Raw genomic sequence first — 13,872 nt, forward strand, 5'->3', positions numbered from 1 at the left:
AGCCGGGGCCCGAATGCTTCCCTTGCGCAGTGCAAAGGCGGGTACTCGTCGGCCGGAGGCTCTCCTGGGAGCCCAGCCCTCGACCCGAAGGTTGATGCGATGGCTCGTACATCACGACACGGCGCGCGCGGCCCGGCCGCCGGATCGGAGACGACGGTCGACGCGGCCGCTCTGGAGGCCGCGCTTCGCGACGCGGTCGAGGGCGAGGTCCGCTTCGACGCGGGCAGCAGGGGAGCGTATGCCACCGACGGGTCCAACTACCGGCAGGTGCCCATCGGCGTGGTCGTCCCGGCAAGGACGCCCTCGACGACGACCTGCCGTATGTCACCGGTTCGATCAGCCTGCTGGGCACGCGTCCGTCGTACGAGCTGATGCAGGACTGCGACACCCTGCTGGTCATCGGATCGAGCTTCCCCTACACCCAGTTCCTGCCGGAGTTCGGCCAGGCGCGCGCCGTGCAGATCGACATCGACCCGCACATGGTCGGTCTGCGCTACCCGTTCGAGGTCAACCTCGTCGGCGACGCCCGCGCGACACTTCAGCGGCTGCTGCCGCACCTGAAGCCGGCCAGGTCCGACGCATGGCGCAAGAAGATCGAGAAGGACACCGCCCGCTGGTGGGAGGTCACGGAGCGGCGCGCCGCGGTGGACGCCGACCCGATCAACCCCGAGTACGTGGCCCACACCCTGAACGGTCTGCTGCCGGACAACGTCATCCTGGCCGCCGACTCCGGCTCCGCCGCCAACTGGTACGCCCGCCATCTGCGGCTGCGCGGCGGCATGCGCGGCTCGCTGTCAGGGACGCTGGCCACCATGGGGCCGGGCGTCCCCTACGTGATCGGAGCGAAGTTCGCGCACGGCGACCGGCCGGCGATCGCGCTCGTGGGCGACGGAGCGATGCAGATGAACGGCCTCGCCGAGCTGATCACGATCGCGAAGTACTGGGAACAGTGGGCCGATCCGCGCCTGGTGGTCGCCGTGCTCAACAACCAGGACCTCAACCAGGTCACCTGGGAGATGCGTGCCATGTCCGGCGCCCCGCAGTTCCTGCCCGATGTCGCCTACGCGGACTTCGCGCGCTCGGTGGGCCTGGGCGGGATGCGGGTGGAGAAGCCGCAGGACGTGCAGGGCGCCTGGGAGACGGCGCTGGCATCCGACCGGCCCTACGTCCTCGATTTCCGCACCGATCCGGCCGTGCCGCCCATTCCGCCGCACGCGTCCCTCGACCAGATCGAGGCCGCTGGGGCCTCCGTCCTCAAGGGCGACAGCGACCGCGCCGCCATGGTCCGCCAGGGCTTCAAGGCGAAGGTCCAGGAAATGCTGCCCGGCCACCGCCACCGCGAGGACCGGCCCGGTGCCCAGGACGCGCGGTGACGTGCCGTCATGGATCAGGCGCCCCAGCCGTAGGCGTCGCGCGTCGTGAGTTCGCTCCAGAACGACGGCTCGACCGGGCCTGATACTCCCGCGGCTTCGAGCATCGGCCTGATCTCGGACCGTTCCTAAACAGTGTCCAGGAGTGACATTTGCTGCCAGCTCCTGGAACTGCGCGCATCCCGAACGGTGTTGGATGCGCTGGTCTCCCGCGTTCGCTGTGTCCCCGTCCGGCTGCGTGCATCGTGTGCACGCTCCGTGACGGGTGGGCGGGTTCCCTCATGCCCTCGTGCGCCTGGTCCGGCCTGGGCGGTCCGATGCCCCACAGCATCGCTCTGGTGCTGCGGGGGCGGTGCCGTCCGTCGCCGGATCGGGTGCCCGAGGGCGCGTCGCCCGATCGCGACGCTCGCGGCGTCGTGCCGGGACATCTTGCGAGTCTTGCCGGCCAGGGGCTTACGCCAATGCTGGTCGCCCCACATCGACGTGTACGCCGGGTCGACCGCGACGATCGACAGGCCGTGCTCGGCGGCCATGGACACCAGACGGGCCTTGAGCTTGCCTGTCGGGATGCCGGAGATGAGCTGCCGGAACCGCTTCTTGCGGCCGTGCTTCTCGCGGGTCTTCTCGGCGGTGAAGTCCAGGTTCTCGATACCGATCGCCTTGACGCCGCACCGGTTGGCCCAGTGCAGCAGCCGGCTGATGGCGTGCCGGATCTGCGCGTCGCGGTGGTCGGCGGTGCCGGACAGGTCGTAGAAGAACCGCTTCGGGTCGCCGACCGGGTTGCCGTTGCGGTCGAGCCGGTAGGCGGCGAAGTGGTCAGCGTTCGTATCGACGCCGACCATGCCCTGGGCGCGGGCTGTCTCCAACGGGACCGTCTTCACCACGGGCTTCGTCCACGAGGCGGTGATGTACCAGCGCCCGCGCTCCACATCGAGGTGGATGCGGTAGGCGACAGCACGGTTGGCTTCGACGCGGTCGCGCCACTGCGCGCCCCGGTGCTGGAACTGGACCCTGCAGGAGAGGACGTACCGGCCGAACTTGCCGTTGGCCAGATGGGCCAGTGGTGCGGGCAGCTTGATGGAGACCTCGCCATCGGGGGTGACGCGGATCGTCTCGTTCCCGTACCGCTTGCCGGACTCGCCGTCAGCAGCGAGGAACCAGCGTTCGGCTTCCCAGCGCCGGCGCCACTGGGCCTCGCTGAGCTGCGCATCCTGGAGGTTGTTGCGGTTGCCCAGCAGGCGCCGGCCGCCGCGCACGACGTGCACGACACCGGCCTCACGCTCCACGCGGGCGACATCGAGGCGGTGTTCCAGGGTCGCCAGACGGCGGGACTTGTGGCACCACTCGCCCCGACTGCGGTATCCGCCGGGTGCCCGCTTGGTGCCTTTCTCCCCGACCGGCTGCGCCAGTCGGTGCATCAGCGTCCGCACACCGGCCTCAAGCCCTTGGATGTGGGCGAGCTGACAGCGGCGGGACAGCGCCCACTGATCGTGAGTGGCCTTCGTGATCGAACCGGCCCACCGGGACGAGGAGTCGGCCGTCAGGCCCTGCTTGCGGGCGGCCCACGTGTCGCTGTCGTGGTCCAGGCCGTCGGCGCAGCGGTTCTTGAGGTCCAGCGAGGCGAGGCGTCCGAGGTGTTCACCGACCAGCCGCAACACCTTGTCGTCCACGTCGGTGAGGTGCTTGAGGCGGTCGCGTATCGCCACCCCGGACGGCCCGGGCGCGACGAACGGTGCGTCGATGGTGCGGAGCTGCTTCTTCGCCTCACTCATCGCCGGCCGCCGCTTCGAGAGCCTTCCTCGCCCGGTTCTTCGCCGACCGACGGCCGTACAGGCGGGCGCAGAACGACGTCAGTACCTCCACCATGTCCCGGACCAGGTCGTCTTCGACTTCGCCGTCATCGAGGACGACGAGTCGGCGGCCGGTCGCGGACAGGGCGGCCTCGATCAGCTCCACGTTCATCCGCCCGAGGCGGTCCTTGTGCTCGACCACGACCGTGGTCACCGCCGGATCGGCCGGCAGCCGCTTCACCTTCGCGCGGCAGCCGTTCATACCCGAGGCGATCTCGGACTCGATCCGCACAACCTTCTGTCCCGCCTCCGCCGCCCATGCCGACAGGCGAGCGGTCTGCCGCTCCAGGTCCGGCTTCCGATCGTGCGAGGAGACGCGGGCATCGAGGAGACGCGGGCATACAGACCTACACCACCGGTCACGGAGGGTGAGGTGTTCGCTTCGATGTTCACCAGGATCGTGCGCGGCCCCACCCGGCGCGCGGGCACCGGCAAGGCGCCCTCATGAAACCAGCGATATGCCGTATGCGGGTTCACCCCCTGCGCCCGCGCCCACTCCGTCAGGTTCATATGCTGATAACGCCACCACTCCCTCATGGTTACGCACACTCAACAACCTTCCGCTGCCAGCAGTTGGCAACCCCTGCTCCTGGAAGAACGACTCGAAGCTCTGCCGGTCGGGCCACTCGTCGAGCACCATCAGGCCGCTGCCGTCTTCGGAGCCGTAGAAGCGGTGCGCGATGAGGCCATGACGCTTCGCCGCTTCGAGGACGGCCTGCATCTTCTCCGTGTTGGCCGAGGCGAACTGCTCCACACCCTTGGGGTCGCCGGCGACCTTGAACGTCATGATCACAGACATAACGGCTCCTCTTCACTCGGACGCTGGTGCTGAGATATTCACAGCAAATGGCCTCTAAGTGCGTTAAACACACCGAAACCATCCGAACTCCCAGCACCGGTGCACCCTGCGCCCGCGAGTGCTCAGCCGCCCTCGTGGATACGGCGCAGGAAGGCGTGTGTGCGTTCGTGGGCCGGGTCGGTCATGACCTGCTCAGGGGGGCCTTCCTCCAGGACGGCCCCCTGGTCGAACATCACCAGCCGGTCCGCGGCCGAGCGGGCGAAACCCATCTCGTGCGTGACGACGATCATCGTCATGCCGTCGTCGACGAGTTCCTTCATCACGGCGATGACCTCGCCGACCATCTCCGGGTCGAGGGCGCTGGTCGGTTCGTCGAAGAGCATCAGCTCGGGCTTCATGGCCAGGGCGCGGGCGATGGCGACGCGCTGCTGCTGGCCGCCGGACAGCGCCGACGGCCGCGACGACGCCTTGTGTTCGAGGCCCACCCTCGCCAGGAGCGCCCGCGCCTGCTCCCTCGCTTCGGCTTTCGGCGTGCCGAGGACCTTCGTCGGCGCTACGGCCACGTTGTCGAGCGCCGTCAGATGGGGAAAGAGGTTGAAGCGCTGGAAGACGAAACCGATGTTGCGGCGGCGTTCGGCCACCACCTTCGGCCGCTCCTCCACCGGCTGTTCGGAGGCGGACGGCCGAGGCCGGTAGCCGACCGGGCGGCCGTGGATGAGGATCTCGCCCTCGTCGATGCGTTCCAGGTGGTTGAGACATCGCAGGAACGTGGTCTTGCCGGATCCGGACGGCCCCACCATGACCACGACCTCGCGGGCCCGGACGTCCATGGAGATGCCGTTCAGCACCCGGACGTCGCCGAAGCGCTTGACCACCCCGCGTGCCGACATCACCGCCGACGCGTCGGCCGGCCCGGCGAGTGCACCGGCCCCGTGACCCTCCGGTGCCCCGGCCTGCCTCGTGATCGGTTCCATGTCAGTGGGCCTCCTTGCCGACGAGCGTGGCGTTTTCGCGGCCGGCGGTGCGGCCCGGGCCGCCTGAGGTGAACCGCTCCCGCAGCGAGGGCGCGGCGATCACCTGTCCGGGATCCACGAGTCTGCGCTCGATGAACCGCTGGACGAACGACCACACCGTCGTCAGCGCGAGGTAGTAGCAGGCGGCGACGAGGAAGATCTCGAAGGTCTTGAAGGTCGCCGAGTTGATCGACTGCACGGTCAGGAACATCTCCTGCAGCCCGATGACCGACAGGAGGGAGGTCGACTTCATCATCAGGTTGAACTCGTTGCCCAGGGGCGGAACGATGATCCGGATCGCCTGCGGCAGCAGCACGACCCGCATGGTCATCCCCGGGGTCATGCCCAGCGCCTGCGCCGCCTCCGCCTGCCCGGGATCGATGGCGTCGAGGGCCGCGCGGAAGATCTCCGCCATGTAGGCGCCCTCGTTCACGGCGAGCGTCAGAATGGCCGCCTGTACGACACCGAGGAGGACGAGCCCGCCGAACTGGACGTCCCCGAAGCGGTAGATGCCCGCCGCCGCGAGGCCGTTGTAGACGAGGACGAGCTGGACGAGCAGGGGCGTACCGCGGACCAGCCAGACATAGGTCCGGCCGCCCCAGCGCAGCGGGGAGAAGCGGCTGCGCTGGGCCAGGGCGATGGCGAACCCGAGGAGCACGCCGAGCAGTTGGGCGACGACCGAGATGTAGACGGTGCGCCAGAGTCCGTCGAGGAACGCCCCGGAGGGCGAGGACAGGTAGTGCCAGAAGAACGGCCAGTCGAAGCCGGCCGGCTGCCCTGTGTCAGCGAGCACGGTTGCGTGGGTCACGTGGTCTTCTCTCTGCGCGCGTGCCGCGGGGTCAGCCGGCGATGTCGTCGCCGGTCAGGTTCCACTTCTTGAGGATCGAGTCGTACGCGCCGCTCTTGCGCACCGCGGCCAGCGCCTTGGTGAGGGCGTCGTGCAGGGACGTGTTGTCCTTGCGGGTCGCGGCTCCCACCTTGATGTGGTTGAAGGGTTCGCCGGAGAGGCTGAAGTCGTCCGGCTGCTGCTTCAGTACGTACGCGGCGGTCTCCAGCGTCGTGCCGTAGGCGTCCACCAGACCGAGGCGCAGTTGCTGGAGGGCGTCGCTGTCCTTGGTGAACTGCCGGATGTCGATCCTGGCCTTCCCGGCCGCCGTGCACTTCCCGGACTGGTCGGTGAGGTACTGGACGATGGTGGTGCCGGTCTGCCCCGCCGCCTTCCTGCCGCACAGGTCGTCCGCGCCCTTGATGGCCCCGGCGTTCTTCCTGGCCACGAGGAGGGTGTTGGAGGCGTACATGTACGGGACGAAGTCGACTGCCTTCTCCCGCTCCGGCTTGATGTAGAGCTGGCTGATGATCGCGTCGCACTGCTTGGCCTGCAGCGCCGGGATGATCCCGTTGAAGCTGGTGTTGGCCCAGTTCGCCTTGACCCCGAGTTCGGCGGCCAGCGCGTTCCCGAGTTCCACCTCGGCTCCGACCGGCTTCTGGGCGACGTCGTAGTACGTCAGCGGCGGCGCGCTGATGTCCGAGCAGTAGGTGATCCGACCGCCCTTCACGAGCGCGTCCGCGGGCAGCTTGGCCGAGGCCGCAGCCGGGGCGGCGGCGTCGGTGCCGCCGGAGTTCCCGGCGCATCCGGTGAGGGCCATGGCGGCCGCGGCGGTGGCACCCGTCAGCACGGACACCGATCGACGGGAGAAGGAGAGCGACCTGGCCATTTTCAGAACTCCCTTGAGAGTTCGCGCTGTTGCGCGACGATGTAAGTCAATGTCATAGTCGATAACGTTGACTATGAAGGGAAGCTAGGCCCGTCGCTCTTGGACTGTCAAGAAGTCCCCTGTAACGCGGCGGTTAAAGAGGCCGCACCGCAGGCGGCCGCCGGCGCACTCGGGAAAGGGAACGATGTCCGCATTCACCGAACGTCCGCTCGCCGCGAGGGGCGGGGACTGGGCCGTCGCCACACCCCACGCCGGGGCCAGTGACGTGGCGGCCGAGGTCCTGCGCGGGGGCGGCAACGCGGTCGACGCGGCGCTCGCCGCCGCCGCCATGCTGACGGTGGTCTACCCCAACCAGTGCTCCGTCGGCGGCGACCTGCTGGCTCTGGTGGGCACCCGGGACGGCGAGGTCCGCTTCGTCAACGCAAGCGGCCGGTCCCCTCGCGCGCTCGACGCGGCGTCGTTGACGGCGGCGTACGACATGATGCCGGTCCTCGGCGCCCTGCCGGTGACGGTTCCCGGCGCGGTCGCCGGATGGGGCGCCCTCGCCGAGAAGTGGGGCACGCGTCCGCTCGCCGCGGCGCTCGCGCCCGCCGAGGCCGCCGCCCGCGAGGGGGTGGCCGTGGCCCCGGGACTGGCCCACGACCTCGCCCGGGAGAGCGGCAACCTGGCGCGGGACCCCGGCATGCGGGGGGTGTTCTTCGCCGACGGAGAGGTCCTCGCGGCCGGACAGACGCTGCGCCAGCCCCACCTCGCCCGCTCCCTCGCCCTGATCGGCTCCGACGGCCCCGCCGCGATGTACGGCGGAGAGGTGGGCGCGAGCCTGGTGAAGCTGCTCGCCGCGGGGGGCTCCGCGATGACGGAGGAGGATTTCGCCGCACACACCGTGGAGCTCTCGCAGGCGCTCGCCGCGGAGTACGACGGTGTCGAGTACCTGTCGACCGGCGCGAACTCGCAGGGCCTCTACTTCCTCCAGGGCCTCAGGGCGCTCGACGTGGCCCGCAGCGTCCGCGGGCCGCTCGACCCGCTGGGCCGCGACGCCGGCGTGGTCGCCTCCGTACTCGCCTGGACCGCAGGCGACCGCGACCGCCACTGCGCCGACCCGGACTGGAGCAGCGCCCCCGTCGACCACCTGCTGTCCGACACGTACGCGCGGCGCGTCGCCGAGCATGCCCTGTCGGGCACGGCGGTCGACCTGCTCGCGCAGCGCAAGGCATCCGGTGACACCGTCGCGGTGGTGGTGGCCGACGCGGACGGCACCTGGGTCTCCCTGATCCAGAGCGTCTTCCACAGCTTCGGTGCCGCCGTGCTCGACCCCGGCACCGGGATCGTCCTGCACAACCGGGGTGCCTCGTTCTCCCTCGACCCCGCCTCGCCCAACGGGCTGGCCGGCGGGAAGCGGCCGCTGCACACGCTCATGCCGGTGCTGGTCCGCGAAGGGGGCCGACTCGTCGGCGCGCACGGCGCCATGGGGGGACGCGCGCAACCCCAGGTGCACACCCACATGGCCCTGCAGCTCGCCGCCGGTTCCTCTCCCGAACACGCGGTGTCGGTGCCACGCTGGGTCCTCGGAGCCATGGAGGCGGGGGTGACGGCCGGCGCGGGCGTCGTCAGCACCGAGCGGGACGTCCCTCCGGCCGGCGTCCACGCCATCGAAGGGGCGGGCTTCACCGTCCGTTCGCTCGGCGCGAACGACGACGGGGTGGGCCACGGGCAGCTGGTCCGGCGGGTCCCCGGGGACGGTGGGCCGCACCTGGCGGCGGCGACCGATCCGCGTGCGGACGGTTCGGCGGTCGCCGGCTGACTCCGGCTGACGACATGGCCGGGTGCGCGATCATGGGAGTGACCGACGTGGGGAAGGAAGCATGACCGACAGTGGTGCGAGGACGACCAAGAGGGCGGGCCGGGGCGGCCGGCTGCCGCGAGGCACCCTGAGCCAGGAGCTGATCGTCCAGGCGGCGTTCCGGGTCGCGGACTCCTCCGGTATGGAGAAGCTGACGTTCCAGGCCCTCGGCCGTGAGCTGTCCGCCCATCCGACGGCGATCTACCGGCACTTCCGCAACAAGGACGAGCTGCTGCTGGCACTCATCGACGCCCTGCACGAGGAGGCACTGGCCAGCATCCCGCCGCCCACGGACGACTGGGCCCACGACCTCATGGAGATCGCGATCCACACCCATGAGGCGTTTCTCCGCCATCCCCGGGTGGGGGCCCTGGCAGCCGCGCGCACCGCCCGGCGGGAGAACGAGTTCCGGTCCGTGGAGCGCAAACTGGACTGCATGCGCCGGGCCGGCCTCGACGACGCCGAAGCCGCCCGCTACTACCGGGTCTTCGCCGACCTGGTGCTGGCCTACAGCGCCATGGACGCGAGTCTGGCCGCGCTGTCGCCGGAGCTGCGGGACGCCGACCTGCACGCCTGGAAGACGGACTACCTCACGCTGCCGTCCGACAAATACCCCAACATCGCGCGGTTCGCGCCACGGTTCGTGGGTCTGGACGACCCCCAGAACTTCGTGACGGCCGTCCAGGCGGTCATCGACACGGTCCGGGCCAAGACGGAGGACGGGACCCACCGCACCTGAGCCACACAGGCCGCTCGCCGCACCTGCTCCTGTCGGCGGCGGGGTCCCTCAACCACGGCGGGGCCGCAGGCAGTCGTGCCCGCGGCCCCGCTCAGGTGCTGGGGTGGGGTCAGGACGGGTCGCCGTACTGGAGGCCGCGTCCGTTGGTGCCGATGTAGACGCGTCCGTAGGTGTCGGGGGCGCCGGTGATGAGGCCGAGGCTGCCGATGGCGCCCCACTGGTGGGCGTCGTCGTTGACGCGGAGCCAGGTGGTGCCCCTGTCGGTGGGGCGGAAGACTCCGGTGACGTTGTCGACGGTGCCGATCAGGTAGAAGGTAGGGACGACTGAGCGGGTCGGTCTGCCGGAAAAAACCGTGCTTCCGGCAGACCGACCCGCTCGGCCACTCGCGTCAGCGACTCACGTCAGTGACTCAATTCGGCGAACCATGGCCTCACTTGCCGTAGTACGCGTTGTGGACCGAGATCGTGGACGTGTTGCCCTTCTTGTCGGTGATCCTGGCGCGGAGGCAGATGCCCTTGCCCTTGGCCGGGTTCTTCACGGTGATCTTTCCGTTCCGGACGTCGGTCTTCTTCCAGGTCCTGCCGTCGTCGTACGACACGTACACCGACAGCGACCTGAGGTTCCGGCCCCTCGCCGCGCCCTCGACGGTGACCGGGTAGGTGACGGTCCGGCCTGCCTTGACCCGGCTGTCCAGGCCCGTCTTCGGCGCGAAGCGCACCGTGGAGACCGGCAGTTCGGTCGGCAGTCCGGTGGACGGCGCCTTCGAGTGGAACGTCCAGCTCGCGTCGATCCGGGTGGATGCGGCCTGGACCTTGGTGCTGCGCCTGGCCGACGTGGTCAGGGTGTACGCGGCCTCGCCGGCCGGGACCTTGAACATCTCGCTGCCGGTCAGCGGGTCGGCGTTCGAGGCGACCTTCCTGCCGTTGCGGTACAGCGTCGTGCGCACCGAGGTGAGGCTGGAGACCGCTTCGTTCCTCTGGCCGTCGGCGAAGAGCTGAAGCTGGCCGTAGATCCCGTCGGGGCCGTGGAAGACACCGGACAGGCCGGGGACCACCCGCGGCGCGAACACCGCCGTGTCGAACGTCTTGCGGTAGGTCCTGCCACCGGAGAGCGTCAGGTAGTCACCGGTGGTGGATTCGGCCTCCACGATCGGCACACCGTCCGCGTCCTTCTTCCCCGAGAACTGCTGGAAGTCGAAGTACCACTCGGCGCCGCCACCCGTGGACAGGTAGTACGTCCGGGTGGTGGGCAGCTTCTGGGGCAGCGGGGTGTGGATGCCGTCGATGAGGGGCAGGGTGCCGTGCAGAGCGAGCTCCCCGGTCTTTCCGGGGGTCGAGGCGCCCAGACCGGCCTTCACCGTGGCGAACTCGCTCGCCCTGTAATGGTGGACGTGCGTCCCGGCGATCTTCTTCACCTCGCCGCCGTCGAGGGTGTTGTACTCGGCGCCCTTGCCCTTGGTCCACTGCCCCGACCAGATCTGCGTCAGGCCGGACGGCATCTCGGGGCCGACGTGCGCGACACGGATGTCGGAGAAGGTGGGCATCACGAGGTAGTTCGCCACGAGCGTGGCGTTGTGCTTGTAGAACACCATGGCCTGGAGCGGCTTGGCGTTCTTGTCCGGCACGGTGATGTCGGCCGACCGGGTCTTGTTCAGGTCGAGCGTGACCGTCCGGTCCTTGTCGACGTTCAGCACGGGCCTGACCAGCCAGTCGGCGCCGCCCTCGGTCGAGTTCGGGTCCTTCACGCTGAGCGAATCGAGGATGTACGAGCCCTTGGGGACGCGGAAGGTGACCGTGTCGTCGGTGGACATGCCCCCGAACTGGGGGGCGTTGCGCTCGTCCCGGGACAGGGTGGTGAGGTGGACCGGGTGCTGCCCGGGGCGGTTGACGAACTTCAGCGTGACGTCGTACGCCTCTTCCTCCCGCGTGACCGCCAGCGCCGTGCGGACGGTCTGGCCGTCGCCCTTGGCCGTCACATAGGCCGAGTAGCCGCCGAAGAGCTCGCCGCCCAGCCTGGTGTGGGCGGTGACGTCCACGGACGCCCTGCCGCCGGCGGGGACGGTGACGGTCTTCGCGCCCAGGGTGAAGAAGCCGTGCGGGGCCGCCTCGCCCTGGGGGTTGAAGGCCGTGGTCGACAGGGCCAGCGTGATGTCCTTCGTGCCGGCGTTGCGGTACGTCAGCTTCCTGGTGACCGGGGTGTCGTCGGTGTGCGGCCACCGCTGGACGGGGAAGCCCACCGAGGTCGTCTCGGCGAACACCCGCTGGCCGATCGCCTGGTCGACCTGGATGCGGCCCGAACCCTGCGCGTAGGGGGTGTAGTCGCCGCCCTTGGCGGAGCCTACGAGCGCCGCCTTCAGCTCGCGGAACGTCCAGTCGGGATGCTGCTGCTTGAGGATGGCGGCGGCGCCCGCCACATGCGGGGTCGCCATCGACGTACCCGAGATCGTCAGGTAGCCGGGCGGTTTCTCGCCGACCTCCTTGTCGATGGCGCTGCCCTTGGCCGCGGCCGCCGTGATGTCCACGCCGGGCGCGGTCACGTCCGGCTTGAGGGCGCCGTCGGCGGTCGGACCCATGCTGGAGAAGTCCGCGACCTCGTCGTGGCCGTTGACGGCGCCGACGGTGAGCGCGTCGGCGGCGCTGCCCGGGGAGTCGATGGTCTTGAAGCCCTGCTCGCCCTCGTTGCCGGCGGCGATGGCGAAGAGGACGCCCTTGGTCTCCGAAAGCCGGTTGACCGTGGCCTCCATCGGGTCGACACCCGGGGTGTCGGGGCCGCCCAGGCTGAGGTTGATGACGTCGGCGCCCTGGTCGGCGGCCCACTCCATGCCCGCGATGATGCCGGCGTCGTCGCCCTGGCCCTTGTCGTCGAGGACCTTGCCGATGAGGAGCTTCGCTCCGGGGGCGACGCCCTTGTACTTGCCGCCGGACTCGGCGCCGGTTCCGGCGATGGTGGACGCGACGTGCGTGCCGTGGCCCTGCCGGTCCTCGGTGGTGGCGGACGCGCTGAAGTTCTTGGAGGCGAGCACCCGGCCCTTGAGGTCGGGGTGGCTGCTGTCGAGGCCGCTGTCCAGGACGGCGACCTTGATGCCCTTGCCGTCGTAGCCCTTGGCCCAGGCCGCGGGTGCGCCGATCTGTGGCACCGACTTGTCGAGGCTGGCCTTGCGGACGCCGTCGAGCCAGACATGGGAGATGCCGGAGGCGAGGGCGTCACCGTTGGTGAGGGTGTCCCACAGCTTCGGCGTCTGCGTGGCGCGCGCCTGGAGGGCCTCCATGTCCAGGGACTTGAAGGTCCGGTGGACCAGGCCCGTGTCCCGGACCGCGGCCTTCAGGGAGCGTGCGGTGCCCTTGTAGCCGACGATGACCTTCAGGCCGCCCTGCTGGTTCCTGCGGTTGGCCGGCTTGTTGAGCTCGGTGACGTCGAACAGTCGCTGGTCGAGGCTGCCGCTCGCGATCAGCCGGGCGGCGTCCGTCGGGATGACGAGGGTGTGGCCGCCGGCCTTCCGTATCTGCACGGGGACCCGCGCGCGGCCCTTGGCCCGCTCCATGCCGACGACGTCGCCCTTGCCGTTGACGAGGACACGGTCGCCGGTGACGAGGGTGACTCGGTGCGTTTCGACGGACTTGTTGGCCTTGGCGGCGGTCGGCACGGTGCCGGTCGGTACGGGCGTTGCCTGTGCCGTGCCGGTCAGTCCCGTGGCGAGGACCGCCGCCACCGTCGCCGCGGCCGTGGCCACGCATGCTGCCTTCGCTTTTCTGTGCAAAGTTCCCCCAGGGCTGAGGTGCCGGGTGGCAATGGTCGGCGTGAAGCTAGCAACGCGGATGCGCGGCCGTTCGTCGGCTGTACGGCGATGACGTGTCGATGTCGATGACGCATCGATGGGCGCCTGTTACATGCGCACGTCAGGCTGTCGATCCCGTGTGACAGCGGGCGTACGGGACCTTGCTCCGAGCGGGAGCGCGGCCCGCCCACGGCCCGCCCCGTATGACCGACAGCGGCGGGTCATACGATGGCGTCCGGCTTGCACAGCAGCGATCTCCACATGACCTGACAGCCCGGCGGAAGGACCAGGGATGCGGCTTCACCGACTCCTGCGGTGCGCCGTGCTGGCCGCTTGCCTGACCGGCTGCGGCGGGGTGGACGCCGGTGTGCGGGTCGAAGGCCCGGCGGTGACGACGGTCCCCTGGACGGGGCCGGTGTACATGACGGACTCCTTCGGCCGGGCCTGGCAGCGCCCCGAGGAGGTCGTGACGACCCGGAACCTGTCCCTGGACAAGCTGAAGTGGCGGGCCTGGGGCCCGTCCCGGGCGCTCGGCACCGGGGTCGCGGAGGACTTCAACTGCATGTCCGGCTGCTCCGCCGCCGACACCACCCCGCCGAGCTACCGCGTCGAGGTCGTGCTGAGCAAGCCGGTCAGGCGCGGGAACGTGTCGTTCTACAGCCACTTGACCCTCATCCCCGTACACCCCCCGGCGCCGTTCTGGGCGGCAGGCAGCGAAGATACGGACCTGGGAGTACCGGATGCCTGAGTACGGCACGGGAGAGGACCGT

The 13,872-nt window shown here is 69.9% G+C and carries 9 protein-coding genes and 4 pseudogenes; 5 read left to right on the forward strand and 8 right to left on the reverse strand.

The window, feature by feature from the left end; genetic code table 11:
- Window positions 1-99: 99 nt before the first annotated feature.
- Window positions 100-291: pseudogene (locus ACYUED_RS22915) on the forward strand (hypothetical protein); the annotation flags it as partial.
- Window positions 288-1,373, forward strand: a pseudogene (locus ACYUED_RS22920) (thiamine pyrophosphate-dependent enzyme); the annotation flags it as partial. The pseudogenes ACYUED_RS22915 and ACYUED_RS22920, both read left to right, overlap by 4 nt.
- A gap of 125 nt (window positions 1,374-1,498) precedes the next feature.
- Here the strand turns inward: ACYUED_RS22920 and ACYUED_RS22925 are convergent.
- The 6 genes and pseudogenes from ACYUED_RS22925 to ACYUED_RS22950 all read right to left on the reverse strand — a co-directional run bounded on the left by ACYUED_RS22925 (window position 1,499) and on the right by ACYUED_RS22950 (window position 6,747).
- On the reverse strand, window positions 1,499-3,142 hold the full coding sequence (locus ACYUED_RS22925) for a nuclease/transposase family protein (RefSeq protein ID WP_491284496.1): 1,644 nt from the start codon (window positions 3,140-3,142) through the stop codon (window positions 1,499-1,501).
- Window positions 3,135-3,730 (reverse strand): annotated as a pseudogene (locus ACYUED_RS22930) (IS607 family transposase). Before ACYUED_RS22930 ends, ACYUED_RS22925 begins: the two are co-directional and overlap by 8 nt.
- Complete coding sequence (locus ACYUED_RS22935; protein ID WP_491284498.1) at window positions 3,663-4,019, reverse strand: hypothetical protein; 357 nt, start codon at window positions 4,017-4,019, stop codon at window positions 3,663-3,665. The pseudogene ACYUED_RS22930 and the gene ACYUED_RS22935 overlap by 68 nt, the downstream one beginning before the upstream one ends.
- Before the next feature lie 122 nt (window positions 4,020-4,141).
- Window positions 4,142-4,909 (reverse strand): amino acid ABC transporter ATP-binding protein, encoded by a 768-nt coding sequence (locus tag ACYUED_RS22940; protein ID WP_491294383.1) that lies wholly within the window; start codon window positions 4,907-4,909, stop codon window positions 4,142-4,144.
- Window positions 4,910-4,994: 85 nt separating this feature from the next.
- Complete coding sequence (locus ACYUED_RS22945) at window positions 4,995-5,840, reverse strand: amino acid ABC transporter permease (RefSeq protein WP_491284500.1); 846 nt, start codon at window positions 5,838-5,840, stop codon at window positions 4,995-4,997.
- Window positions 5,841-5,871: 31 nt separating this feature from the next.
- Window positions 5,872-6,747, reverse strand: coding sequence for an ABC transporter substrate-binding protein (locus ACYUED_RS22950; RefSeq protein ID WP_491284502.1), 876 nt, complete (start codon window positions 6,745-6,747; stop codon window positions 5,872-5,874).
- 184 nt (window positions 6,748-6,931) lie between these two features.
- Between ACYUED_RS22950 and ACYUED_RS22955 the strand changes: the two genes are divergently transcribed.
- Together ACYUED_RS22955 and ACYUED_RS22960 are read left to right on the forward strand one after the other, a co-directional pair.
- On the forward strand, window positions 6,932-8,548 hold the full coding sequence (locus ACYUED_RS22955; RefSeq protein ID WP_491284504.1) for a gamma-glutamyltransferase family protein: 1,617 nt from the start codon (window positions 6,932-6,934) through the stop codon (window positions 8,546-8,548).
- A 61-nt stretch (window positions 8,549-8,609) separates the two neighbouring features.
- Window positions 8,610-9,326 (forward strand): TetR/AcrR family transcriptional regulator, encoded by a 717-nt coding sequence (locus ACYUED_RS22960; RefSeq protein WP_491284506.1) that lies wholly within the window; start codon window positions 8,610-8,612, stop codon window positions 9,324-9,326.
- A 109-nt stretch (window positions 9,327-9,435) separates the two neighbouring features.
- Here ACYUED_RS22960 and ACYUED_RS22965 read toward each other — a convergent pair.
- Window positions 9,436-9,639, reverse strand: a pseudogene (locus ACYUED_RS22965) (hypothetical protein); the annotation flags it as partial.
- A gap of 118 nt (window positions 9,640-9,757) precedes the next feature.
- Window positions 9,758-13,057: a S8 family peptidase gene (locus ACYUED_RS22970; RefSeq protein WP_491284508.1), complete on the reverse strand. Its 3,300-nt coding sequence runs from the start codon at window positions 13,055-13,057 to the stop codon at window positions 9,758-9,760.
- Window positions 13,058-13,394: 337 nt separating this feature from the next.
- Between ACYUED_RS22970 and ACYUED_RS22975 the strand changes: the two genes are divergently transcribed.
- Window positions 13,395-13,850 carry a hypothetical protein gene (locus ACYUED_RS22975; protein ID WP_491284510.1) on the forward strand — a complete coding sequence of 152 codons (456 nt, stop codon included), beginning with the start codon at window positions 13,395-13,397 and terminating at the stop codon, window positions 13,848-13,850.
- Window positions 13,851-13,872: the final 22 nt, after the last annotated feature.

Source organism: Streptomyces sp. DF42, assembly GCF_058267695.1.

Coding starts and splice junctions, on each gene's coding strand:
- ACYUED_RS22975 (WP_491284510.1), top strand. CDS start 13,395: ATGCGGCTTCACCGACTCCTGCGGTGCGCCGTGCTGGCCGCTTGCCTG.
- ACYUED_RS22925 (WP_491284496.1), bottom strand. CDS start 3,142: ATGAGTGAGGCGAAGAAGCAGCTCCGCACCATCGACGCACCGTTCGTC.
- ACYUED_RS22955 (WP_491284504.1), top strand. CDS start 6,932: ATGTCCGCATTCACCGAACGTCCGCTCGCCGCGAGGGGCGGGGACTGG.
- ACYUED_RS22940 (WP_491294383.1), bottom strand. CDS start 4,909: ATGTCGGCACGCGGGGTGGTCAAGCGCTTCGGCGACGTCCGGGTGCTG.
- ACYUED_RS22960 (WP_491284506.1), top strand. CDS start 8,610: ATGACCGACAGTGGTGCGAGGACGACCAAGAGGGCGGGCCGGGGCGGC.
- ACYUED_RS22935 (WP_491284498.1), bottom strand. CDS start 4,019: ATGTCTGTGATCATGACGTTCAAGGTCGCCGGCGACCCCAAGGGTGTG.
- ACYUED_RS22950 (WP_491284502.1), bottom strand. CDS start 6,747: ATGGCCAGGTCGCTCTCCTTCTCCCGTCGATCGGTGTCCGTGCTGACG.